At 59.4% G+C, this 24,080-nt stretch carries 24 protein-coding genes and 1 other RNA gene; 6 read left to right on the top strand and 19 right to left on the bottom strand.

Features of this window, described 5'->3' with window-relative positions; all coding sequences use genetic code 11:
* Positions 1 to 5 precede the first annotated feature (5 nt).
* From mraY to rsmI, 9 genes are all read right to left on the bottom strand, one after another.
* Complete coding sequence (gene mraY, locus KJF94_RS21360) at positions 6 to 1,088, bottom strand: phospho-N-acetylmuramoyl-pentapeptide-transferase (RefSeq protein WP_008037292.1); 1,083 nt, start codon at positions 1,086 to 1,088, stop codon at positions 6 to 8.
* Positions 1,088 to 2,455, bottom strand: coding sequence for a UDP-N-acetylmuramoyl-tripeptide--D-alanyl-D-alanine ligase (locus tag KJF94_RS21365; protein ID WP_214378564.1), 1,368 nt, complete (start codon positions 2,453 to 2,455; stop codon positions 1,088 to 1,090). The genes mraY and KJF94_RS21365 overlap by 1 nt, the downstream gene beginning before the upstream one ends.
* A complete protein-coding gene (locus KJF94_RS21370) occupies positions 2,448 to 3,911 on the bottom strand; it encodes a UDP-N-acetylmuramoyl-L-alanyl-D-glutamate--2,6-diaminopimelate ligase (protein WP_214378566.1) in 1,464 nt (487 codons plus the stop codon). Before KJF94_RS21370 ends, KJF94_RS21365 begins: the two co-directional genes overlap by 8 nt.
* On the bottom strand, positions 3,911 to 5,650 hold the full coding sequence (locus tag KJF94_RS21375; protein WP_214384926.1) for a peptidoglycan D,D-transpeptidase FtsI family protein: 1,740 nt from the start codon (positions 5,648 to 5,650) through the stop codon (positions 3,911 to 3,913). Before KJF94_RS21375 ends, KJF94_RS21370 begins: the two co-directional genes overlap by 1 nt.
* Entirely contained in the window at positions 5,650 to 5,943 is a 294-nt protein-coding gene (ftsL, locus tag KJF94_RS21380) for a cell division protein FtsL (protein WP_032828607.1), read from the bottom strand. The genes KJF94_RS21375 and ftsL overlap by 1 nt, the downstream gene beginning before the upstream one ends.
* Positions 5,940 to 6,887 (bottom strand): 16S rRNA (cytosine(1402)-N(4))-methyltransferase RsmH, encoded by a 948-nt coding sequence (rsmH, locus tag KJF94_RS21385; protein WP_084320472.1) that lies wholly within the window; start codon positions 6,885 to 6,887, stop codon positions 5,940 to 5,942. Before rsmH ends, ftsL begins: the two co-directional genes overlap by 4 nt.
* The gene (gene mraZ, locus KJF94_RS21390; RefSeq protein WP_008025967.1) at positions 6,884 to 7,339 is read right to left on the bottom strand and encodes a division/cell wall cluster transcriptional repressor MraZ; all 456 of its coding nucleotides are present in this window, start codon (positions 7,337 to 7,339) and stop codon (positions 6,884 to 6,886) included. Before mraZ ends, rsmH begins: the two co-directional genes overlap by 4 nt.
* Before the next feature lie 354 nt (positions 7,340 to 7,693).
* An RNA gene (gene rnpB, locus KJF94_RS21395) (RNase P RNA component class A) lies at positions 7,694 to 8,047 on the bottom strand.
* A gap of 75 nt (positions 8,048 to 8,122) precedes the next feature.
* Positions 8,123 to 9,028: a 16S rRNA (cytidine(1402)-2'-O)-methyltransferase gene (gene rsmI, locus KJF94_RS21400; RefSeq protein ID WP_214378568.1), complete on the bottom strand. Its 906-nt coding sequence runs from the start codon at positions 9,026 to 9,028 to the stop codon at positions 8,123 to 8,125.
* Between the two features lie 176 nt (positions 9,029 to 9,204).
* Here rsmI and KJF94_RS21405 point away from each other — a divergent pair, with 176 nt between their 5' ends.
* From KJF94_RS21405 to KJF94_RS21420, 4 genes are all read left to right on the top strand, one after another.
* Positions 9,205 to 11,016 (top strand): penicillin-binding protein activator, encoded by a 1,812-nt coding sequence (locus tag KJF94_RS21405; protein ID WP_214378570.1) that lies wholly within the window; start codon positions 9,205 to 9,207, stop codon positions 11,014 to 11,016.
* A complete protein-coding gene (locus tag KJF94_RS21410) occupies positions 11,016 to 11,378 on the top strand; it encodes a YraN family protein (protein ID WP_214378572.1) in 363 nt (120 codons plus the stop codon). The genes KJF94_RS21405 and KJF94_RS21410 overlap by 1 nt, the downstream gene beginning before the upstream one ends.
* A 104-nt stretch (positions 11,379 to 11,482) precedes the next feature.
* Positions 11,483 to 12,076 carry a phosphoheptose isomerase gene (locus KJF94_RS21415; RefSeq protein ID WP_008025961.1) on the top strand — a complete coding sequence of 198 codons (594 nt, stop codon included), beginning with the start codon at positions 11,483 to 11,485 and terminating at the stop codon, positions 12,074 to 12,076.
* Positions 12,073 to 12,651, top strand: a complete 579-nt coding sequence (locus KJF94_RS21420; protein ID WP_214378574.1) for a BON domain-containing protein — start codon at positions 12,073 to 12,075, stop codon at positions 12,649 to 12,651. The genes KJF94_RS21415 and KJF94_RS21420 overlap by 4 nt, the downstream gene beginning before the upstream one ends.
* 117 nt (positions 12,652 to 12,768) lie before the next feature.
* On the opposite strand, the gene KJF94_RS21425 is transcribed toward KJF94_RS21420, so the two are convergent.
* From KJF94_RS21425 to rplM, 7 genes are all read right to left on the bottom strand, one after another.
* The gene (locus KJF94_RS21425; RefSeq protein WP_214378576.1) at positions 12,769 to 13,182 is read right to left on the bottom strand and encodes a ClpXP protease specificity-enhancing factor; all 414 of its coding nucleotides are present in this window, start codon (positions 13,180 to 13,182) and stop codon (positions 12,769 to 12,771) included.
* Positions 13,183 to 13,198: 16 nt separating this feature from the next.
* Positions 13,199 to 13,816, bottom strand: coding sequence for a glutathione S-transferase N-terminal domain-containing protein (locus tag KJF94_RS21430; RefSeq protein WP_007905304.1), 618 nt, complete (start codon positions 13,814 to 13,816; stop codon positions 13,199 to 13,201).
* 150 nt (positions 13,817 to 13,966) lie between these two features.
* Positions 13,967 to 14,749 carry a cytochrome c1 gene (locus KJF94_RS21435; RefSeq protein WP_214378578.1) on the bottom strand — a complete coding sequence of 261 codons (783 nt, stop codon included), beginning with the start codon at positions 14,747 to 14,749 and terminating at the stop codon, positions 13,967 to 13,969.
* A complete protein-coding gene (locus KJF94_RS21440; protein WP_007943720.1) occupies positions 14,749 to 15,960 on the bottom strand; it encodes a cytochrome b in 1,212 nt (403 codons plus the stop codon). The genes KJF94_RS21435 and KJF94_RS21440 overlap by 1 nt, the downstream gene beginning before the upstream one ends.
* Entirely contained in the window at positions 15,960 to 16,553 is a 594-nt protein-coding gene (gene petA / locus KJF94_RS21445; protein ID WP_008060255.1) for a ubiquinol-cytochrome c reductase iron-sulfur subunit, read from the bottom strand. Before petA ends, KJF94_RS21440 begins: the two co-directional genes overlap by 1 nt.
* A 267-nt stretch (positions 16,554 to 16,820) precedes the next feature.
* Positions 16,821 to 17,213 carry a 30S ribosomal protein S9 gene (rpsI, locus tag KJF94_RS21450; RefSeq protein ID WP_002555064.1) on the bottom strand — a complete coding sequence of 131 codons (393 nt, stop codon included), beginning with the start codon at positions 17,211 to 17,213 and terminating at the stop codon, positions 16,821 to 16,823.
* 14 nt (positions 17,214 to 17,227) lie between these two features.
* Positions 17,228 to 17,656 carry a 50S ribosomal protein L13 gene (gene rplM, locus KJF94_RS21455; RefSeq protein ID WP_007905295.1) on the bottom strand — a complete coding sequence of 143 codons (429 nt, stop codon included), beginning with the start codon at positions 17,654 to 17,656 and terminating at the stop codon, positions 17,228 to 17,230.
* A gap of 245 nt (positions 17,657 to 17,901) precedes the next feature.
* Between rplM and KJF94_RS21460 the strand changes: the two genes are divergently transcribed.
* The gene (locus KJF94_RS21460; protein WP_017340698.1) at positions 17,902 to 18,942 is read left to right on the top strand and encodes an NADP(H)-dependent aldo-keto reductase; all 1,041 of its coding nucleotides are present in this window, start codon (positions 17,902 to 17,904) and stop codon (positions 18,940 to 18,942) included.
* 136 nt (positions 18,943 to 19,078) lie between these two features.
* On the opposite strand, the gene KJF94_RS21465 is transcribed toward KJF94_RS21460, so the two are convergent.
* Entirely contained in the window at positions 19,079 to 20,215 is a 1,137-nt protein-coding gene (locus tag KJF94_RS21465) for an acyl-CoA dehydrogenase family protein (RefSeq protein ID WP_084320466.1), read from the bottom strand.
* A gap of 244 nt (positions 20,216 to 20,459) precedes the next feature.
* Between KJF94_RS21465 and KJF94_RS21470 the strand changes: the two genes are divergently transcribed.
* Complete coding sequence (locus KJF94_RS21470; protein ID WP_214384927.1) at positions 20,460 to 21,356, top strand: GlxA family transcriptional regulator; 897 nt, start codon at positions 20,460 to 20,462, stop codon at positions 21,354 to 21,356.
* Positions 21,357 to 21,531: 175 nt separating this feature from the next.
* On the opposite strand, the gene zapE is transcribed toward KJF94_RS21470, so the two are convergent.
* Both zapE and KJF94_RS21480 read right to left on the bottom strand, forming a co-directional pair.
* The gene (gene zapE / locus KJF94_RS21475) at positions 21,532 to 22,626 is read right to left on the bottom strand and encodes a cell division protein ZapE (protein ID WP_084320460.1); all 1,095 of its coding nucleotides are present in this window, start codon (positions 22,624 to 22,626) and stop codon (positions 21,532 to 21,534) included.
* Between the two features lie 90 nt (positions 22,627 to 22,716).
* Positions 22,717 to 24,072: a tryptophan--tRNA ligase gene (locus KJF94_RS21480; RefSeq protein WP_214378580.1), complete on the bottom strand. Its 1,356-nt coding sequence runs from the start codon at positions 24,070 to 24,072 to the stop codon at positions 22,717 to 22,719.
* Positions 24,073 to 24,080 lie beyond the last annotated feature (8 nt).

The raw sequence follows: 24,080 nt of genomic DNA on the forward strand, positions 1-24,080 counted from the left end.
AGTTTCTACCTCAGCTTCAGGGTGGCAAGGCCAACCAGCACGAGAATCACGGTGATGATCCAGAAACGGACAATCACGCGCGGCTCGGGCCAGCCCTTGAGTTCAAAGTGGTGGTGAATCGGCGCCATGCGGAACACGCGGCGACCGGTCAGCTTGAAAGAAGCAACCTGAATGACCACCGACAGGGTTTCCATCACGAACACACCGCCCATGATGAACAGGACGATTTCCTGACGGACGATCACCGCGATGGTGCCCAGGGCTGCGCCCAGCGCCAGTGCGCCAACGTCGCCCATGAAGACTTGTGCCGGATAGGTGTTGAACCAGAGGAAACCAAGGCCCGCACCGATCAGCGCACCGCAGAACACGATCAGTTCGCCTGCGCCCGGTACGTACGGGATCAGCAGGTATTCCGCGAATTTCACGTTACCCGACAGGTAGCAGAAAATGCCCAGGCCACCGCCGACCATCACGGTCGGCATGATCGCCAGGCCGTCGAGGCCGTCGGTCAGGTTGACCGCGTTGCTCGAGCCGACGATCACGAAATAGGTCAGGACGATGAAGCCAGCACCCAGCGGAATGCTGTAGTCCTTGAGCATCGGCAGGATCAGGGTAGTTTCGACCGGCGTCGCAGCGGTCATATAAAGGAAGATCGCTGCGCCGAGGCCGAACACCGATTGCCAGAAGTACTTCCAGCGGCTCGGCAGGCCTTTGGAGTTTTTCTCGATGACCTTGCGATAGTCATCGACCCAGCCGATGGCACCGAACAGCAACGTGACCAGCAACACGGTCCACACATAGCGGTTGCTCAGGTCAGCCCAAAGCAAAGTGCTGACACCGATCGACGACAGGATCAGCGCGCCGCCCATGGTCGGCGTACCGGATTTGGACAGGTGCGATTGCGGGCCGTCATTACGAACGGACTGACCGATCTGACGGTTCTGCAACGTGCGGATCATCCACGGGCCGTAGCACAGCGACAGGACCAGCGCGGTCAACACACCAAGAATCCCGCGCAGGGTCAGGTACTGGAAGACCGCGAAGCCTTTGTAGAACTGTTGCAGGTACTCCGCTAACAGCAGCAGCATCAATGTTTCTCCAGGCTGGACCCGCACAAAGCGGCGACGATGTTTTCCATCGCAGCGCTGCGCGAGCCCTTGATCAAAATGGTGGTGTTTGTGTCTTGCTCGGCGCCGAGGGCCTTGATCAATTCAGCTTGGGTACTGAAGTGAAAAGCCTGCTCACCGAAAGCCTTCACGGCGTGGGTCATCATTGGCCCGACCGCATAAAGTGCGGAAACCCTGCCACGGGCGTACTCGCCCACGTCGCGGTGCCCCTGCTCCGCCCAATCGCCCAACTCGCCGATATCCCCGAGCACCAGAACGGTGCGACCGGAAAAGCCGGCGAGTATATCAACGGCAGCGCACATGGAGGTGGGGTTCGCGTTGTAGGTGTCATCGATCACGCGCATGCCGTTGGTGGCCAGTTGCGCGACGGTGCGTCCCTTGACCGGCTGCACCGCGCCGAGGCCGGTGGCGATACCGAACAGCGACACGCCCAGGGCATGCGCGGCAGCAGCGGCGGCCATGGCGTTGGCAACGTTATGGGTGCCGAGCAGGTTCAGTTGAACGCGCTCCACGCCTTCAGGACTGTGCAGGTTGAAGGCCGGGCAACCGCGAGCGTCGCGGTCCAGATCGCTGGCATAGAAGTCGGCGCTGACGTTGCTCAGGGCGAAGGTCAGGACTTTGCGACCGGCGGCGCGGGTCTTCCAGATCTCGAATGCCTTGTCGTCAAGATTGAGCACAGCGACGCCATCGGCCGCCAGCCCTTCAATAATCTCGCCCTTGGCTTCAACGATTTTTTCCGGCCCGCCGAACTCGCCGACGTGGGCGGTTCCGGCGTTGTTGAGCACGGCCACATGGGGTTTGGTCATGCCGACGGTGTAGGCGATTTCGCCAAGACGCGAAGCACCCAGTTCGATCACGGCCGCGGTGTGTTCGGGCGCGAGTTCGAGCAAGGTCAGCGGCACGCCGAGGTCATTGTTCAGGTTGCCACGGGTCGCCAACACCGGACCGCGCGTGCGCAGGATGCTCGCGAGCATTTCCTTGACCGTGGTCTTGCCGCTGGAACCGGTGATGGCCGCCACCGGATGGGCAAACGCCGCACGATTCATCGCGCCCAGTTGACCCAGCGCCTGACGGGTGTCCTTGACCAGCAATTGCGGCAGCGCGCTGTCGGCGACTTCGCGCTCGACCAGGGCACCGACGGCGCCTTTGCTGGCCACGTCGTTCAGATAATCATGACCGTCGAAGCGCGGACCGGTCAGGGCAATAAACAGTTGGCCCGGTTTGATCGCACGGCTGTCGATGCTGACGCCATCGAACGTGGCATCGGCGACGATCAATCGGCCATTCAGCGCGCCGGTCAGTTCGCTCAGTTTCAGGTGCTTAAGCATGGGCCACCTCCCACGCGGTCAACGCGTGATCCGCTTCGACCAGATCAGAGAAGTCGTGGCGCTGGCCGTTGATTTCCTGATAGTCCTCGTGACCTTTACCGGCCAGGACAATCACGTCATCCACCGAAGCGCTGGCGATCAATTGTGCAATCGCCTGACCACGACCGGCGACGAAGGTAACTTTGTCCACATCGGTGAAACCGGCGCGGATGTCATCGAAGATCACGGCCGGGTCTTCGGTGCGCGGGTTGTCATCGGTGACCAGCACGCCATCGGCCAGACGCTCGACCACTTCCGCCATCAGCGGACGCTTGCCGCGATCGCGATCACCACCGCAACCGAACAGGCACAGCAGCCGGCCTTTGGCGTGTGGACGCAGGGCCATCAATACTTTTTCCAGCGCATCCGGGGTGTGGGCGTAATCGACCACCACCAACGGCTGAGTGCCACCGCCCAGGCGCTGCATGCGTCCGGCGGGGCCTTCGAGTTTTGGCAGGACCTTGAGGATTTCGTCCAGCGCATAGTCCAGACCGAGCAAGGCGCCGACCGCCGCCAACACGTTGCTCAGATTGAAACGACCGAGCAAGGTGCTGCGCAGATGGTGTTCGCCCTGCGGCGTGACCAGCGTGGCGCGCGCACCTTCGTCGTCGAACTGCGCTTCGCGGCAAAACAGGTAGGCGCTGCTGTCGAGCAGGCTGTAGGTGATCAAGCGCGATTCACGTTTTTCGGCGGCCAGTTGCCGGCCGAAATCGTCGTCGAGGTTAACCACCCGGCATTTCAGGTCGTTCCAGGCAAACAGCTTGGCCTTGGCTTCGCCGTAGGCCTCCATGGTGCCGTGGTAATCCAGATGATCGCGGGACAGATTGGTCATCACCGCCACATCGAACGCCAACGCGGTGACGCGCCCCTGATCCAGACCGTGGGACGACACTTCCATGGCCACGGCTTTGGCGCCGGCCTTTTTCAGGTCAGCCAGGGTCGCTTGCACTGCGATCGGGTTCGGTGTGGTGTGCACACCGCTTTCCAGCGCGCCGTAGAAACCGGAACCCAGTGTGCCGACGATGCCACAGTGTTGACCGAGTAGATCCAGCGCTTGGGCAACCAGCTGGGTCACACTGGTTTTGCCGTTGGTGCCGGTCACGCCGACCAGATTCAGGTGGCGGCTCGGGTCACCGTAAAAACGCCCGGCGATGTCCGACAGCTGCGCCGCCAGGCCTTTGACCGGAATCATCGGCACATCGGTGATTGGCAATACAGTTGCGTCTTCGACTTCATAAGCCACGGCCGCTGCACCGCGCTGCAAGGCGTCGGTGATGTGCGCGCGACCGTCGAACTTACCACCGGGGACGGCGAGAAACAGGTCGCCTGCCCGCACATTGCGGCTGTCCAGTGCCAATTCACGGATCAACAGATCGCGGCCTGCGTGGGCGAAAATCTTGTTCAGACTCAGAGACATCAGCCGCGCCCTCCATTGGCTTTCAGCGGAACGACCGGTGTTGCGTTCGCCTGTTGAACGGGTGGCAGGTTGTCCGGCGTGACGTTCATCAGGCGCAAGGTCCCGGACATCACTTTGCTGAACACCGGCGCCGATACCAGGCCACCGAAGTAACCGGCCTTGGTCGGTTCATCGATCACCACCACGATGGCGTAACGCGGATCGCTCATCGGGCCGAAGCCGGCGAACAGCGAGCGGTAGGAATTCTCGGCATAGCCTTTGGTGCCGACCGACGTTTTACGTGCGGTACCGGACTTGCCGCCGACGTGATACGCCGGCACCTGCGCACGGAATACACCGCGCGGGGCTTCGATCACTTGTTGCAGCATGGTCTGCATGGTTTTCGCGACCGCTTCCGGCAGCACTTGCGTGGTTTGCGGCGCCTTGTCGGTCTTGATCAGGGTCAGTGGCGCGAGGCGACCGTTGTTGGCCAGGGCCGAGAAGGCGTGGACCAGCTGGATCGCGGTCACGGAAATACCGTAGCCGTAGGACAGCGTCGCGGTTTCAGCCTTGCGCCATTCGCGGTAGTTCGGCAGGTTGCCCACGCGCTCGCCCGGGAAGCCGAGACCGGTGTCCTGGCCGAGGCCGACTTTCTGTGCCAGACGGAAAATGGTTTCGCCGCCGATATCGAACGCGACCTTACTCATGCCGACGTTACTGGAGTTGATCAGAATGCCGGTCAGGTCGAGCACCGGACCTTCGGTCTTGGAGACATCCTTGATGGTGTACTTGCCAATCTGCAAGGAGCCTGGATACACCTCGACGGTGTCGGTCGGTTTCCAGCGGCCGGTTTCGATCGCGGCGCTCATGGAGATGGCTTTCATCGTCGAACCCGGTTCGAACACGTCGATCATCGCGCGGTTACGCATCATCGCCGGCTGCAGGTTGCGACGGTTGTTCGGGTTGTAGGTCGGCTGGTTGACCATGGCGAGGATCTCGCCGGTCTTCACATCCATGATCACTAGGCTGCCGGCCTTGGCGCCGTTCTCGATGATCGCGTTGCGCAGCTCGCGGTTGGCCAGGTATTGCAGACGCAGGTCAATGGACAACGCCAAGGGCTTGCCGGCCTTGGCGTTTTTGGTCACCTGAACATCTTTGATAAGTCGACCGCGCCGGTCCTTGATGACCTGTCGCTTGCCGGCGACACCGGCGAGCCATTCGTCATAAGCCAGTTCGACGCCTTCACGGCCGTGGTCATCGATGTCGGTAAAGCCGACCATGTGCGCCGTCACTTCGCCAGCCGGGTAAAAACGGCGGAATTCTTCGATGCCGTAAACGCCCGGTACTTTCAGGTCGAGCACGGACTGGCCTTGCTCAGGCGTCAGCCCGCGCACCAGATAAATGAATTCTTTGTTGGCCTGGGCTTCGAGGCGTTCGGCCAGGGCTTTCGGATCCTGACCCAACGCGGCCGCCAGTGCAGGCCACTTCTCTTTGGCCAGCTGCATTTCCTTGGCGTTGGCCCACAGGGTGGTGACCGGTGTACTGACGGCCAAAGGCTCGCCGTTACGGTCGGTGATCAGACCACGGTGAGCCGGAATCGGGATGTGACGAACGCTGCGTGCATCGCCCTGACCTTTCAGGAAGGCACGGTCGACCACTTGCAGGTCAATGATGCGCCAGCAAATCGCCGCGACCATGACGCCGAGCAAACCTACCACCAGACGAAACCGCCATGGGAACATTGCGCCTTCGAGTTTCATCATGGCGCCACCATCTGCACGTCAGCCGCGCCAGGGATGTGCATCTTCAGTTGTTCGGTGGCCAGGACTTCGATACGGCTGTGCGCGGTCCAGGTGCTCTGCTCGAGAATCAACCGACCCCATTCCGCCTGCGCCTTGTCGCGCACGCTCAACTCGTTGTACAGCGAGTTCAACAGCTGACGGTTCCAGTGGGCGCTGTACGACACGCCGATGGCCGACACGAGCACGCCAACGAACAGCAGCAGCATGAAAAAGCTTCCGCCGGGCAGTGGCTTGGCGAAAAGCTTGCTCACCGCAGCTTCTCCGCGACGCGCATGACGGCGCTACGGGAACGTGGGTTGGCTTTGAGTTCGGCCTCGGAGGCGGACTGCGCTTTGCCATGGACTTTGATTTTCGGTTCGAAGGCGACGTGACGTACCGGCAGGTTGCGCGGCAGGTTGTCGGCTTCGCCTTTCACCAGCTTGCGCATGAACAGTTTGACGATGCGGTCTTCCAGCGAATGGAAGCTGATGACCACCAGACGGCCGCCGATTTCCAGGCATTCCAGCGCGGCTTCGAGACCGGCTTCCAGATCGCCCAGTTCATTGTTGACGTGGATGCGCAGGCCCTGGAACGCACGGGTCGCCGGGTTCTTGCCCTTTTCCCACGCCGGGTTGGCGACCTTCAGAACTTCAGCCAGGTCGCCGGTGCGCTCGAACGGCTTGATGTCGCGACGCTCGGCCACGGCACGGGCCATGCGGCCGGAGAAACGTTCTTCGCCGTATTCCTTGAACACCCGGGCGATTTCTTCCACCGGCGCGGTGTTGACGAACTCGGCAGCGCTGATCCCGCGGGACGGGTCCATGCGCATGTCGAGCGGGCCATCGTTGAGGAAACTGAAGCCGCGCTCAGGGTCGTCGAGCTGCGGCGAGGACACGCCCAGGTCGAGCAAAACGCCGCTGACCTTGCCGGCCAGACCGCGTTCGGCCACTTCCGAACCGAGCTCGGCAAAGCTGCGCTGCACAACGACAAAGCGGCCGTCTTCGGCCGCTAGCGTCTGCCCGGTGGCAATCGCTTGAGGATCCTTGTCGAATCCGAGCAACCGACCCTCCGGACCGAGCTGGCTGAGGATCAACCGGCTGTGCCCGCCGCGCCCGAACGTGCCGTCCAGATAGCAGCCATCAGGACGTACGGCGAGAGCCTCGACGGCTTCGTCAAGCAGTACGGTGATGTGGTTAAAGCCGCTATCAATAGTCACAGGATCAAATCACGCAGTTCATCAGGCATGGCGCCCGGTTGTTGAATAGCAGCCAGGTCAGCGGCAGAAACCGCATCCCAGGCATCCTCGTCCCACAATTGGAACTTGTTCAGTTGGCCTACCAGCATCGCGCGCTTGTCCAATCGGGCATATTCACGAAGACGCGGCGGAACCAGAAAACGACCACTGCCATCGAGCTCGAGGTCGACGGCATTACCAATCAGCAAACGTTGCAGGCGGCGGTTCTCTTCGCGAAGCGAAGGCAGTGCGCGCAGTTTGGTTTCAATAATTTCCCACTCATCGAGGGGGTAAACACACAAACACGGATCAACGGCATCAATTGTGACGATTAACTGCCCGGAACTACGCGAAACGAGCTCGTCACGGTACCGGCTCGGCATGGCGAGACGGCCCTTTGCGTCGAGACTGATAGCGTTAGCTCCGCGAAACACGACAGCGCTTCTCCAAATATTAGCGTTTTGCGTTCAAAAAACCCACTTCATGCCACTTTCCGCCACTTGCGCACACTATAGGAATGCGGCCACCGCACCGTCAAGGCGCGGATTAAAGGAAAACCCTTACAGAACTGAGATTTAGGAGCGTATTAGGAGAGGCAACGAGAATCTGGCGGATGAATCTGTCCAATAACTTGAATCAGCACTGAAGGCTGCGTTCAGAAGTTAAAGTAGTTTGTTAAGAGTAAGATTTTTTCGGTATTACAAAAGAGGATATGCGATGGATTGTGCAAGGAGGGAAACTGCCATTACGAGCGCCCTGCTCAATCATTCAAACAGGGAGGGAAAAAGGTGGAGAGTCGATCTGTAAGCCGGGTTCTGTCTTGAACAGTCATTCGTCTACGATGGCCATCACTGGACATCTTTAGCAACCTACCCGGTCCCAGCGCGGGCCACGCCTTGGGACCCTATTTGGTCTTGCTCCAAGTGGGGTTTACCTAGCCACGAACTGTTGCCAGACGTGCGGTGCGCTCTTACCGCACCTTTTCACCCTTACCGGCGCCGAAGCGCTTAGGCGGTTATTTTCTGTGGCACTTTCCGTAGGCTCACGCCTCCCAGGCATTACCTGGCACTTCGCCCTATGGAGCCCGGACTTTCCTCCCCCCCCTAATTTTCATAGAGGGCAGCGACTGTCCGATCGACTCTCCGCCGCGAAGGTTAACGGCAGAGCGGCCGAAGAACAAGCGATAAACGCCTGCAGCCACTCCAGCACGTCGGGTTTTACTCGCCCTTCTGTTTATCCAGCGCGACCTGATACAGAACATTCTTGCGCTCGCCGGTTATTTGCGCCGCCAATGCGGCGGCACGCTTGAGCGGCATCTCTTCGAGCAACAGGTTGAGGATGCGCATGGCTTCACTGCTGACGGCGTCCTCGGTTTCGGGGGCGGACCAGCCCGCGACCAACACCACGCACTCACCGCGCTGCTGATTGCTGTCCGACTCGACAAACTCCCGCAGCTCGGCCAATGGCAGGCCTTTCAGGGTTTCGAAGGTTTTGGTCAGCTCCCGCGCCAGCAACGCCGGACGCTCGCCACCAAATACCAGCTCCATGTCCTGCAGGCATTCAAGGATGCGGTGCGGGGCTTCGTAGAAAATCAGCGTGCGCGGCTCTTCTTTAACCAGCTCAAGACGAGCACGACGACCGACAGCCTTGGCCGGCAGGAAGCCTTCGAAGATGAAACGGTCTGACGGCAGGCCCGCCGCCGACAGCGCCGCGACCAATGCACAGGCGCCCGGAACCGGCACCACGTTGATTCCCGCCGCGCGAGCCTGACGCACCAGGTGATAACCCGGATCGGAAATCAGCGGCGTCCCGGCATCGGAGATCAGCGCCACATCGTCGCCGGCGAGCAGGCGGGTAATAAAGCGGCTACCTTCATCCCGCTCGTTGTGTTCATGGCAGGCCGCCAGCGGCGTGGGAATGCCGAAGTGCTGCATCAATCGCTGGGAGTGACGCGTGTCTTCGGCGGCGATCAATGCCACTTCGCGCAGGATCTTCAGCGCACGCGCACTGATGTCGTCCAGGTTGCCGATGGGCGTCGCCACCACATAAAGCGAGCCAGCAGCGGAATTCAAAGCACCTGGAGCAGTCAAAGCGCACACCTCATGATCGGTAAAAGCCGCCATTGTAGCGCGTAGCGATGTTTTCGATACGCGCAAGCAAGCCCGGTTTTTTCAGGCATTTGTGCGGTGCTGCAACATTTGTACGAGCTAAATTGATCGATTCACGCCAGCAACATCGCGCCCCGGCCAGCGCTTGGGTACAATTCCACGCTAATTTGATCGAGTATCAGGAACACTACATGATCGCTTGCCTGCGGCTGTTCACTGCCCTCTGCCTCGCTGCCTTGCTGGCGGCTTGCGCCAGCTCGCCCTCTTCCAGCCTTGGCGAACTTCCACGGACCCCGGATGCCAGCATCGAGCAACTGCTCGATCAGGCCGCCAAAAGCAAAACGCCGGAGCAAGCTGCGCTGCTTCGCCTGAGTGCGGCAGACCTGGCTTATCGCCAGGGCAATGCCGGCCAGTCCGCGCAAATCCTGCAACAAGTGCCGGTCGAACAACTCAAGCCTGGCCAACAGGTGTTCGCCAGCACCCTGGCGGCTGAACTGGCCATGGTGCGCAATCAGCCGAAAGCAGCGCTGACTGCCTTGAGCCACCCGAGCCTGCAGCGCCTGGGCGAATTGCCTGTCGAACAACAGGTTCGCACCGGCACCGTGCATGCCCGCGCCCTCGAGGCCGATGGCCAGACCCTCGCCGCCGCACGGGAGCGTATTTTCATCGCGCCGATGCTGAGCGGTGAAGCGGCAAGCAAAAACCACGAAGCGATCTGGACCCTGATCGCCTCGCTGCCGACCGATCAACTGCAGCCGACCACCAACGACGACCTCGGTGGCTGGATGGGCCTGGCGCTGGCCGTGAAAACCGCTGGCACCCTGGAGCAGCAGCAAGCCGCGATCGATAACTGGCGCGCCCAGAACCCTAAACACCCGGCCGCCGTCCAGCTGCCGCTGCCACTGACCAAACTCAAGGAACTGGCCAGCCAGCCCCTGAGCAAGATCGCCCTGCTGCTGCCGCAAGACGGCCCGCTGGCATCGGTCGGCAAAGCGCTTCGTGAAGGTTTCATGGCGGCTCATTACCAGGCTCAACAAGCCGGTCAGAAGCCGCCAGCCATCGAGTTCTATGACAGCTCGCGCCTGACCTCCCTCGACGAGTTCTATCGCAAGGCCCAGGCCGATGGCGTGCAACTGGTCGTCGGGCCACTGGAAAAGCCGCTGGTCAAACAGCTCAGCGCTCGCCCACAACTGCCGATCACCACCCTGGCGCTGAATTACAGCGAAGGCGAACAAGGCCCGGCGCAGCTGTTCCAGTTCGGTCTTGCCGCTGAAGACGAAGCCCGCGAAGTGTCCCGCCGCGCACGCGCCGACGGCCTGCATCGCGCCGCCATCATGGTGCCGAAAGGCGAATGGGGCGATCGCGTACTCAGAGCATTCAGCCAGGATTGGCAAGCCAACGGCGGTAGCATCGTTGCCACCGAACGCGTAGACCAACCGGTGCAACTGGCCCAGCAGATTGCCGACATGTTCCAGCTGCGCCAGAGCGAAGGCCGCGCCAAGAGCCTGCAAAGCACTGTTGGCTCGCAGGTAGCCGCCCAGCCGTCGCGCCGCCAGGACATCGAGTTCATCTTCCTGGCCGCTACACCTCAGCAAGCCCAGCAGATCAAACCGACCCTGAACTTCCAGTACGCCGGTGATGTGCCGGTTTACGCCACGTCCCACGTGTTCAGCGCCAGCGGCGACGTCAACCAGTACAACGACATGAACGGCATTCGCTTTTGCGAAACCCCATGGCTGCTGGATGCCAACGATCCACTGCGCAAACAAGTGACAGCACAATGGCCACAAGCCGGCGGCAGCCTGGGTCGTCTGTATGCGATGGGCGTCGATGCCTATCGTCTGGCACCACGCCTGGGGCAACTCAAGGCGTTGCCGGACAGCCGCATCGAAGGTCAATCGGGTAGTCTGGGCATGACGCAGAACCAACGCGTGGTGCGTCAGTTGCCATGGGCCCAGTTCGTCAGCGGCCAGGTTCAACGCCTGCCGGACACCCCGCGCTGATGCCTGACAGGTCACGCCAGCAAAGCGGTAAAGATGCCGAGCGCCATGCGCTCGAGCATCTTCAACAACAAGGTCTGCGCCTGCTGGCGCAGAACTGGTTGTGTAAACGCGGCGAGCTTGATCTGGTCATGCTTGATGGCGATACAGTAGTATTCGTTGAAGTTCGCTACAGAAAAAACACTCAATGGGGTGGCGCGCTCGATAGCATCGATGAGCGCAAACGGCAGAAACTGATTTTTGCCGCGCAGTATTTTCTTCAGCGCGAGTCGCGTTGGGCCAATTCCCCTTGCCGTTTCGACGTGGTCGCCATCGACAGCAACCACGATCAGTTGAACTGGCTGCAGAATGCCTTCGACAGCTGATCGCGTGCGTCCCGAAACGGACACTTTCACCCAACAATTTTGCTCTTTGCTTTGCGGGCTGCACATTCATGTGCCGAGTAGCCGCGCTAATTAAGGTCACACAGATGGACATGCAATCCCGAATTCGCCAGCTTTTTCAGGCCAGTATCGACACCAAGCAAATGGCGATGGACGTACTTGCACCGCACATCGAGCAAGCCAGCCAAGTGATGGTCAACGCCCTGCTCAACGAAGGCAAAATGCTTTCCTGCGGCAACGGCGGTTCTGCCGGTGACGCCCAGCATTTCTCGTCCGAGTTGCTCAACCGCTTCGAACGCGAGCGCCCGAGCCTGCCGGCCATCGCATTGACCACCGACAGCTCGACGATCACCTCGATCGCCAACGACTACAGCTACAACGAAATCTTCTCCAAGCAAATCCGCGCGCTCGGCCAGCCGGGCGACGTATTGCTGGCGATTTCCACCAGCGGCAACTCGGCAAACATAATTCAAGCCATCCAGGCCGCACATGATCGCGAAATGATTGTCGTAGCATTGACCGGTCGCGATGGCGGCGGCATGGCGTCGCTGCTGTTGCCCGAGGACGTCGAGATTCGCGTACCGGCCAACGTCACCGCACGTATTCAGGAAGTCCACCTGCTGGCGATCCATTGCCTTTGCGACTTGATCGACAGCCAACTGTTCGGGAGTGAAGAATGACCCCTAATCGCCTAGGCCTTCTGGCCTTGACCCTGTGCCTTGGCATCAGCGGCTGCACCTCGGTGGTTAACGCCAGCCGTGAAGCGCCGATCGATGATGACCGCGGCACGCGTACCTTAGGCAGCAAGATCGACGACTCTCTGATCGACACCAAGGTCGGCGTGAACATCGCCAAGGCCGATCCGGCCCTGGACAACGATTCGCACATCGTCGTCACCAGCTTCAACGGTGTCGTGCTGCTCGCCGGCCAAACCCCACGCGCGGATCTCAAGGCCAAGGCCGAACAGGCCGCCGCCGCCGTCCAGCGCGTGAAGACGGTGCACAACGAACTGCAAGTGCTGCCACCTTCCGGCTTCCTTGCCCGCCAGAACGACACCTGGCTGACCTCCAAGATCAAGACCCAGATGCTCACCGACAAGAACATCCCGGGCTCGCGCATCAAGGTTGTCACTGAAAATGGCATCGTTTACTTGCTGGGCCTGCTGACCAAACAGGAAGCGGCTCAGGCGACCAATCTGGTGCAGGGTGTTTCCGGGGTGCAGAAGATTGTGAAGTTGTTTGAGTACATCGACTGACACATCCTCCTGTAGGAGCCAGGCTTGCCGGCGAAGGCGATTTCCAGGACGCCTTCGCCGGCAAGCCTGGCTCCTACATGAAATAAAAAAGGGTGATCCTTGCGGATCACCCTTTTTTTATTTCACCACTTTCAAACTGGGTCGACCGCTGGGACGCGGCGGCTCACTGTCCGGTGGCGGAAGATCATCATCCGGCTCGATCTCTTCATCGTCTTCCATAGGCGATTCCAGATCGAACACCATGCCCTGACCGTTCTCCCGGGCGTAAATGCCCAGGATCGATGCGATAGGCACGTACAGGGTGTGCGGCACGCCACCGAAGCGCCCTTCGAAGCTGACCGCTTCGTTGTCCATGTGCAAATGACGCACGGCGGCCGGCGATACGTTCAGGACAATCTGTCCGTCACTGGCGAAACCTTGTGGCACCTGCACCGACGGATATTCGGAATTGACCAGCATGTGCGGGGTGCAATCGTTGTCCACAATCCACTCGTAGAGCGCGCGGACCAGATAAGGTCGACTGGAGTTCATAGCGGCTCCTTAAGCCTTAGCGCATATCGCGTTCGACACCAGACAGACTCGCCTGGAAAGCCTCACGCGCAAACGAGCGCTCCATATAATCAAGCAGCGGCTTGGCAGGCCGCGGCAGTTCAATACCCAGAATCGGCAAGCGCCAGAGTATTGGCAGTAGGCAGCAATCCACCAGACTTTGTTCCTCGCTGAGGAAAAACGGCTTGTCGGCAAACAACGGCGACACGCCAGTCAGGCTTTCGCGCAGCTCTTTACGAGCGACGACACGGGCAGCTTCCTTGGTCCGAGAATCCAGGATCAGATCCACCAGGCCACACCAGTCACGCTGAATACGATGAATCAGCAGACGGCTGTTGGCACGCGCCACTGGATAAACCGGCAGCAGAGGCGGATGCGGGTAACGCTCATCCAGATATTCCATCACCACGGTCGACTCCCACAGCGCCAGGTCACGATCGACCAGGGTGGGCAGGCTTCCGTAAGGGTTCACCTCAATCAGTTTAGGCGGCTGGCGGCCAGCTTCCACGTAAATGATCTCGGCGCTGACACCCTTCTCTGCAAGTACGATGCGCACTCGGTGGGAATAGTGGTCGGCGGGGTCGGAGTAACAGGCCAACCGATTGGTCACGCCCATGGCGGTCCTCCTCGCTTGTTGAAATTATCGGAAGCGGAAAAGCGCGCGCGCCCAGAGGGCGCCTCCCGTAACGCCTGGATCACCAGGCTCGTTACACCTTCAGAGACGCCCTTGGGCGCGCGCGATTAACAGCAATTGCTTGAATCTTTATCAGTGCACATCTTTCCAGTATTCGCGCTTGAGCAAGTAGGCGAATACGAAGAAGAACGCCAGGTACAGCAAGACGTAGGTACCAATGCGCTGATGCTGCAGCTTAACCGGGTTAGCCGAGTAAGCGAGGAAGGTTACCAGATTCTTGACCTTCTCATCGAACTGCTCTTCGGTCAGAGCACCGCTCTTCGGCACGATGGTCAGCTGATCGCACGCTTCATGAGTCAGCGCGGTACCGGTCAGCGGATCATATTGCTTCTTGCCGTCTTCGACGATCTGCACCTGTTTGCAACCTACGACCTGGCGACCTTGCAGGCCTACCAGGACGTTCGGCATGCCCACGTTCGGGAAGACCTTGTTGTTCACACCCCAAGGACGCGACGGATCTTCGTAGAACGACTTCAGGTAACCGTAGAGCCAGTCGGTACCACGAACACGAGCCACCAGGGTCAGGTCAGGCGGCGCAGCACCGAACCAGGTCTTGGCGTCAGCCGGCTGCATGCCGATGTTCATGTGGTCGCCGATCTTGGCACCCGTGAACACCAGCTTCGACAGCATCAGATCGTGAGGAATGCCCAGATCATCGGCAACACGCTCGTAGCGCTGGAACTTGGCACTGTGGCAACCCATGCAGTAGTTGGCGAACGTACGCGCGCCGTCTTGCATGGCCGCCTTGTCGGAAACGTCGATGTCGACCTTTTCCAGCTCGGGACCACCGTGTTCAGCCGCGAAGGACAGTACAGGCAAAACAGCAAGAATCAGTACAGCAAATAGCTTTTTCATCAGCCAGTCACCCTTTCCGGAACCGGTTTGGTCTTCTCGAGCCTGGTGTAGAACGGCATCAGAATGAAGTAGGCGAAGTACAGGAAGGTACACACCTGCGACAGCAGCGTACGGCCTGGAGTCGGCGCCAGAACGCCCAGCACGCCCAGAATCACGAACGAAATGCAGAACACCCAGAGCCAGATCTTGCTCAACCAGCCCTTGTAGCGCATCGACTTGACCGGACTACGGTCCAGCCATGGTAGGACGAACAGCACAGCGATGGCCGCGCCCATGGCGATAACGCCCAGGAGCTTGTCCGGAACCGCCCGCAGAATCGCGTAGAACGGGGTGAAGTACCAAACCGGAGCGATGTGCTCTGGCGTCTTGAACGCGTTCGCCACTTCAAAGTTCGGCTTCTCAAGGAAGTAGCCGCCCATTTCCGGGAAGAAGAACACGATCGAGCAGAAGATAAACAGGAACACCACCACGCCGACGATATCTTTCACGGTGTAGTACGGATGGAAGGCAATGCCGTCCAGCGGTACGCCGTTTTCGTCTTTGTATTTCTTGATGTCCACGCCGTCCGGGTTGTTCGAGCCGACTTCGTGCAGCGCCAGAACGTGCAACACCACCAAACCGAGGATCACTATCGGCAGGGCAACCACGTGCAAGGCGAAGAAGCGGTTCAGGGTAATACCGGAAATCAGGTAGTCACCACGGATCCACTGGGTCAGGTCGTTACCGATGACCGGGATCGCACCGAACAGCGAGATGATCACCTGGGCCCCCCAGTAGGACATCTGGCCCCACGGAAGCAGGTAACCCATGAAGGCTTCCGCCATCAGTGCCAGGTAGATCAGCATGCCAAAGACCCACACCAGCTCACGTGGTTTCTGGTACGAACCGTAGAGCAAGCCACGGAACATGTGCAGATAGACCACGATGAAGAACGCCGAAGCGCCGGTGGAGTGCAGCAGACGCAGGATCGAGCCGTACTCGACGTCACGCATGATGTATTCGACGGAGGCGAATGCTTCTTCCGCCGACGGGGTGTAGCTCATGGTCAGCCAGACACCGGTGACGATCTGGTTGACCAGAACGAGCAGTGCCAGGGAGCCAAAGAAATAGAAGAAGTTGAAGTTCTTCGGGGCGTAGTACTTGCTGAGATGGTCTTCCCACATTTTGGTCGCGGGAAAGCGCGCATCAACCCAATCCATGAACTTGCTCATCACGCTTTCTCCGTATCGACGCCAACGACAATGATGTCATCGGTCTCATAGGAATGCGGGGGAACTGGCAGGTTCAAAGGCGCGGGTTGCGACTTGTAGACGCGGCCAGCCAAATCGTAGTGGGAACCGTGGCAAGGGCAGAAATAACCACCTACCCAATCCTTGCCCAGATCCGCAGGTGCCACTTCTGGACGGAAGGTCGGCGAGCAACCGAGGTGTGTGCAGATACCGATCAGCAGCAGAACCTCTGGCTTGATCGAACGCGTTTCCGGGTCGACATAAGTCGGTTGAGTCGAGTTCTTGGAGGTCGGGTCAGACAACTGGCCCTCGATCTTTTTCAGATTCCCCAGGATTTCCTCGGTACGGCGGACGATGAACACCGGCTGACCGCGCCACTCAGCAATCATCTGCTGGCCTGGCTCGATTTTGCTGACATTCACTTTCACCGGTGCACCTGCGGCTTTCGCCTTGGCACTGGGAAACCATGACCCCACGAACGGGACCGCAGCCCCCACCGCTCCTGCAGCACCCACCACGGATGTGGCTGCTACCAAGAAGCGACGCCGGCCTGCATTCACGCCGTCATTGCTCATTCAGTCCTCTCCCATCAGCTTTGTGGCCTGTTAAATCAGGCATCTACTAAGTAAAACTATGTACTTATAAAAATTTTGCCGAATGGTAATGAAAAGCCCCAATTCTGACAAGGTAATTACCGAAGGGCTCCACTGCCAAGCCTTGCAGTATAGGGGCTCTACGGCTGTGGCAAGTTGTCACAGAGCAATTCTTTGATAAATCGCACGCATAAAAAAACGCCCAGCTCCGTGAGGAAACTGGGCGTTCTTTTTGAACGTGAAAGCGAATTAACGCTTCGAGTACTGCGGACGCTTACGCGCTTTACGCAGACCGACTTTCTTACGTTCAACTTCACGAGCATCGCGAGTAACGAAGCCAGCTTTGCGCAGAGCGCCACGCAGGGTTTCGTCGTACTGCATCAGTGCGCGAGTGATACCGTGGCGGATTGCGCCAGCTTGACCACTTACACCACCGCCGATCACGGTGACGTAGATGTCGAACTTCTCGACAGTCTCAGTCAATTCCAGCGGCTGACGAACTACCATGCGGGCAGTTTCGCGGCCGAAGAAATTATCCAGCGAACGGTTGTTGATGGAGATGTTACCAGTACCCGGACGCAGGAAAACGCGTGCGGTTGCGGTCTTGCGACGGCCAGTGCCGTAATTTTGAGTCGCCGACATAATGAACTATTCCGTTAAAACTTCAGTTCTTGGGGCTGCTGAGCAGTATGAGGGTGTACAGCGCCCGCATAGACTTTCAGCTTACGATACATGTCGCGACCCAGCGGGTTCTTAGGCAGCATGCCTTTGACCGCGGTCTCGATCACGCGCTCAGGGGCTTTAGCGATCAGCTTTTCGAAGTTGATCGACTTGATGCCGCCCGGGAAACCGGAGTGGGAGTAGTAGATTTTGTCGGTGGTTTTAGCACCGGTTACACGAATCTGCTCGGCATTGATAACAACGATGTAATCGCCGGTGTCAACGTGAGGAGTGTACTCAGCTTTATGCTTGCCACGCAGACGGCTCGCGATTTCGGTGGCCAGACGACCCAGGGTCTGACCTGCAGCGTCGACGACAAACCAGTCGCGCTGTACTGTTTCCGGTTTAGCAGTAAAAGTTTTCATTCTTTATAGCCTCAGGGGCCGCCCTGTAAATTAGACGGCGGATCTTACTGAATAGTGCGTACTTTGACAAGTCAAAGGCAGCCGGATACAGACGCTTTCGGGGGCTCGGGTCGGCGCGTCCGTTCAACGGCAAGATTCTTCGGCGGCGGCGCATCACTTCCACTGCAGAAAGAGGTGCGCAATTATGCAGATTGCGAAAAATATTTCAACCTGCTTTTATGATTGTTTTGCCCAAGGAGCACCCGATGGACTATCGACAGCTAGGCCGAACCAATCTGAACGTGAGCGCCATCTGCCTCGGAACCATGACCTGGGGCGAGCAAAACAGCGAGGCTGAAGCCTTCGCACAGATTGAACGGGCCAAAAGCGCCGGGATCAATTTCATCGACACCGCCGAGATGTACCCGGTACCGCCAAAGGCCGATACCTATGCCACCACCGAGCGCTACATCGGCAATTACTTCAAAAGCCGCGGCGATCGTGCCGACTGGATCCTGGCCAGCAAGATCGCCGGCCCCGGCAACACCATCGACTACATCCGCGACAAAAACCTGCGCCACAACCGCCAGCACATTACTGAAGCGGTGGATGCGAGCCTGAAACGCCTGCAAACCGATTACATCGATCTCTATCAGTTGCACTGGCCGGAGCGCAGCACCAACTTCTTCGGTCAACTGGGTTACAAACACAAAATCGAAGCCAACCTGACGCCGCTGGAGGACACCCTCGAAGCACTGGACGAGCAGGTCAAGGCTGGCAAGATCCGCCACATCGGCCTGTCCAACGAAACGCCGTGGGGCACCATGCGTTTCCTGGCGCTGGCCGAAGCCCGTGGCTGGCCGCGCGCTGTATCGATCCAGAACCCGTACAACCTGCTCAACCGCAGCTTCGAAGTCGGCCTGGCGGAAATCGCCATCCGCGAACAGTGCGGCCTGCTCGCCTATTCGCCGCTGGCGTTTGGCTTCCTGTCGGGCAAGTACGAAGGTGGCGCGCGTCCGCCGAAGGGTCGCCTGAGCCTCTACAGCCGCTTCAGCCGCTATTTCAATCCACAGTCGGAAGCAGCGTGTAGCCGTTATGTGGCTCTGGCCCGTGAGCACGGCCTGGACCCGGCGCAAATGGCGCTGGCGTTCGTGACGCAGCAGCCGTTCGTGACCAGCAACATCATCGGAGCGACGACGCTGGAACAGCTGGACAGCAACATTGCCAGCTTCGAGCTGAAACTTTCCGATGAAGTGTTGGCGGGGATTGAGGCGATTCACAAGGATCACCCGAATCCGGCACCTTGATGGATTCATAAACCCAATCGCGAGCAGGCTCGCTCCCACAGTTGATCTGCGTCGAACCACACATGTGTGATCGACATAGAACCCTGTGAGAGCGAGACCGGCTTGCCGGCGATGACGATCTAACCGTCACCGCACATCAAAGCGACCGCGCAATAATCTCCTTCATGATTTCATTGGTGCCGGCATAAATCCGCTGCACCCGCGCATCCGCCCACGCCCGGGCGATCGGGTATTCCCACATGAACCCGTAGCCGCCATGCAACTGCACGCACTCGTCGAGCACCTTGCACTGCAGGTCCGTGCCCCAATACTTGGCCATCGCCGCCGTCGGCACATCGAGCTTGCCTTGCAGGTGCAACTCCAGACAGCGATCGACGAAGACCCGGCCAATCTGAATTTCAGTGGCCATTTCCGCCAGCTTGAAACGGGTGTTCTGGAAGTCGGCAATCGCCTTGCCGAACGCCTTGCGCTCGCGGGTATATTCCAGCGTCCATTGCAGCGCAGCCTCAGCCGACGCCAATCCGCCCACAGCGACCGTCAGACGCTCCTGCGGCAGTTCCTGCATCAGATACGCAAACCCCATCCCGGCCTGCCCCAGCAGGTTTTCCTTGGGCACTCGAACATCCTGGAAAAACAGCTCCGACGTGTCCTGTGCCTTCATGCCGACTTTTTCCAGGCGTTTGCCCTTGGCGAAGCCAGGCGTGTTCGCCTCAACCAGAAACAGGCTGGTGCCCTTCGCGCCCGCCTTCGGATCGGTCTTGGCCACGACAATCACCAGGTCCGCGAGATAGCCGTTGGTGATAAAGGTCTTCGAACCGTTGATCACGTATTCGTCGCCATCGAGCACCGCGGTGGTTTTCACCCCTTGCAGGTCGGAACCGGCGCCCGGCTCGGTCATGGCAATCGCAGTGACCATCTCGCCAGACACCAGTTTCGGCAGGTATTTGTGTTTCAGCGTTTCACTGCCGTAATGCAGGATGTACGGCGCGACGATGTCGGAATGAAGGGAGAAACCGATGCCGGTCAGCCCCAGACGTCCCACCTCTTCGATCACCACCGCGCTGTAGAGAAAGTCTGCCCCCAGCCCACCGTATTCTTCCGGCAGGTGCGAACAGAGCATCCCCGCCTCCCCTGCCTTGTTCCAGAGCTGGCGGTCGATATAGCCTTGCTTCTCCCATTGAGCATGAAACGGCACGGCCTCTTTCTCGAGGAACGTTCGCACGCTGTCGCGAAAAAGTTCGTGCTCAGGACTGAACAAGGTTCTGGGGATCATGCGACACCTGTCGTTATTGTTAGAGAGAATTGACCTTCAGAGACTAAGCCGCACGTCCGATACAGGACACTGGACACATCAGACAAAAAATAAGACGATCCAGCCGTCCGGTGACCACTTTCCCCTATAAGAATAAAGTTGAATTATGTCTAACCAAGTCTCCACGCCCTTGCGGCGCGTCAGCATCCTGGCTATCGACCGGGTTTTCGCTTCCACCCTCATGCAAGCCAAGGATTTCTTCCACCTGGCCAGTCTGCGTTATGGCAAACAACTGGGCCAGGGCCTGACACCGGCGTTCGAAACGCGGCTGGTCAGCCCGGATGGCAAACCGGTGAACAGCTTCAGCGATGTGATCATGCCGGTGGACGGCGGCCTCGAAAACGCTGACGTCATCATCCTCCCGGCGTTCTGGGACGATTTCGAAACCCTTTGCCAACGTTATCCACAGGTCCTGCCTTGGCTGCGCCAGCAACATGCTCGCGGTGCGGTACTCTGCGGTGAGGCCACGGGGGTGTTCTGGCTCGCCGAAGCCGGACTGCTCGATGGCAAGGAAGCGACCACCTACTGGCGCTTCTTCAACGCCTTTGCCGAGCGTTTCCCGAGGGTTCAGCTCAATCAGGACAAGCACCTGACCGACGCCGACAACCTGTATTGCGCCGGCGGCACCACCTCGGCGTGCGACCTCTACATCTACCTGATCGAGCGCTTCTGCGGCGCCAACGTGGCCCAGGCCGTAGCCCGCGACATTCTCTATGAAGTGCAGCGCAGCTATTCGCCGGGACGCATCGGTTTCGGCGGGCAGAAGCTGCACCAGGACGTGATCATCCTGCAGATCCAGCACTGGCTCGAGGAACACTTCGCCGACAAGTTCCGCTTCGAAGACGTGGCGCGCGAGCATGGCATGAGCATCCGCAACTTCATGCGCCGCTTCCAGACCGCCACCGGCGACAAGCCGCTGCATTACCTGCAACGCCTGCGCATTGAAACGGCAAAGGGCTTGCTGTCCGGTAGTCGCAAAAGCATCAAGACTATCAGTTATGAAGTCGGATATGACGATGCGAGCTTCTTCGCGCGACTGTTCCGCCAGCACACTGAGTTGTCGCCGAACCAGTATCGACAGCAGTTTCAGCAAGCGGCGTAAGCCCACTGCGCCCCTGTAGGAGCACAGCTTGCTGGCGATGAACGATGACGCGGTTTGCCTGACACACCGTATCGCTGCAATCGCGGGCAAGCCTTGCTCCTACAGATTAGCGGCGCCTGTCGAAAATCCGAAAAAAAAGGCCTGCAATGCAGGCCTTTTTTATGTTTTCGCATGTCTACGGCTTATGCGCCCGGGACAGGAATTCGTGTGACTGCATTTCCAGCAAACGGCTGAGGGTGCGCTGGAACTCGAAGTTCAGGCGACCGCCGGTGTAGAGATCCTTCAGCTCGACTTCAGCGGAAATGATCAGCTTGACGTTTCGGTCGTAGAACTCGTCAACCATGTTGATAAAGCGTCGGGCGATGTCGTCGGTGGTGACGCTCATCTGCTCGACACCGCTGAGCAACACGGCGTGGAAGATCTTGCCCAGCTCGATGTAATCGTTCTGGCTGCGCGGGCCGTCGCAGAGTTCGCGGAAGTCGAACCAGGCCACGTCATCGCAGGTGCGCAAGGCGCGGATTTCGCGGTTCTCGATCATCAGCACATCGTTTTCGATGGCGGCCGTGCATTCCGGCGTCAGGGCGCGAAAGCTTTTGCGCAGGCTTTCGTGGGACGCTTCGTCGAGCGGGAAGTGGAACAGCTCCGCTTGCTCGAGGTGACGCAGACGGTAATCGACGCCGCTGTCGACGTTGACGATCTCGGTGTTCTGCTTGATCAGCGCAATGGCCGGCAGGAAGCGCGCGCGTTGCAGGCCGTCCTTGTACAGACCGTCCGGCACGATGTTCGAAGTCGCGACCAGGGTCACGCCGTTCTTGAACAGCTCTTCCATCAGCGTACCGAGGATCATCGCGTCGGTGATGTCGGAGACGAAGAACTCATCGAAACAAATTACTCGCGACTCGTCGGAGAAACGCTTGGCGATGATGGTCAGCGGGTTTTTCTCACCGCCGAGGGTCTTCATTTCTTCGTGCACGCGCTTCATGAAGCGGTGGAAGTGAGTGCGGGTCTTTTCCTTGAACGGCAGCGCTTCGAAGAAGGTGTCGACCAGGTAGGTCTTGCCGCGGCCTACGCCACCCCAGAAATACAGGCCCTTGACCGGCGCCTGTTCTTTCTTGCCAAACAGCTTGCCGAGCAGGCCCGGTTTGTTCTGCGAGGCTGCGACCAGATCGTCGTACAGGCGCTGCAAATGGCGCACGGCGGTTTCCTGCGCGGCGTCATGGAAGAATTCCGGGCGTTTCAGATCAGCTTGATATCGTTCTAGGGGCGTCATAATTCGTTAGCAAGGCAACAAAAACGGGCCGTCACTGTAGCGACGGCCCGTGGGAATGGCAATCGGCCCTTGGTCGGACCGAGCCGTTGATTATTCCTGAACCGGTGTCAGCGCAATCCGCAGGGCGTCGATGGCGACGTCGCGAGCCGCGCTGTCGGCGAAGGCCGGGCTATCGGCAACGCACTCGCCTTCCAGCCAGACACTGAAACTCAGGTCTTCGCTGCGCACGTCCAAAGACTGGCCCGCTTGCAATTGCTTGGTCACCTGACCGGCGGTTTTACCGTCGGCGAAGTTGCGCGACAGCAGCAGTTGCTCGCCATCGGCCGCCAGCAGACGGAAACGGAAACTGCCGTCATCTTCACGGAAGCTGACAAAACGCGCGGCTTTCGCGGCTTTCTTTTTGGTGGTCGCTGCAACTTGGGTCTGGGCGACGAAAGAACGCAAGCCGACCGCTTCACGCAATTCGTGGAGGAACGGTGTCGCCACCGAACGAGCCTTTTTCGCACCGATTTGCAGGATATCTTCCAGATCAGCCGGGCGTTCGATCAGTTGGTGATAACGCTCGCGGGACTCGCCCAACTCGCTGTCGAGCAGCTGGAACAGGCGATTCTTCGCCTCGCCCCAACCCAGGCCCTGCAACAGTTCGCTGCGGAACTCGTCGGACTGCGCCGGGGTGGCGAAGGCCTGGAACAGGGTGAACAGGTGCGAATTGTCTGGATCTTTCGCTTCGCCCGGTGCGCGGGAGTCGGTGACGATCCGCGAGATTGCGTCTTTCATCTCTTTGGCGCTGCTGAACAACGGGATGGTGTTGTCGTAGCTCTTCGACATCTTGCGACCGTCGAGGCCTGGCAGCGTCGCAACGCTTTCTTCGATCAGCGCTTCAGGCATGGTGAAGAATTCTTTGCCCTGGCCAAACAGGTGGTTGAAGCGCTGGCCGATGTCGCGGGCCATTTCCACGTGCTGGATCTGGTCACGACCGACCGGCACCTTGTGGGCGTTGAACATCAGAATGTCCGCGGCCATCAGCACCGGGTAGCTGTACAGGCCCATGGTGATGCCTGCATCCGGGTCTTCGCCGGTTTCGACGTTCTTGTCCACCGAGGCCTTGTAGGCGTGGGCGCGGTTAAGCAGGCCCTTGGCGGCGACGCAAGTCAGCAGCCAGGTCAGCTCGGGGATTTCCGGGATGTCGGACTGGCGATAGAACGTCACGCGGTCCACATCCAGGCCACCGGCCAGCCAGGTCGCGGCGATTTCCAGACGCGAACGCTGGATGCGCAGCGGGTCATCGCATTTGATCAGGGCGTGGTAGTCGGCCAGGAAGTAGAACGAATCGGCATTGCTGTCGCGGCTGGCAAGGATCGCCGGGCGGATGGCGCCGGCGTAGTTGCCCAGGTGCGGCGTGCCGGTGGTGGTGATGCCGGTGAGGATACGGGTACGAGTCGTCATGGGTAATC

Source organism: Pseudomonas hormoni (genome assembly GCF_018502625.1).
Classification (GTDB): domain Bacteria; phylum Pseudomonadota; class Gammaproteobacteria; order Pseudomonadales; family Pseudomonadaceae; genus Aquipseudomonas; species Aquipseudomonas hormoni.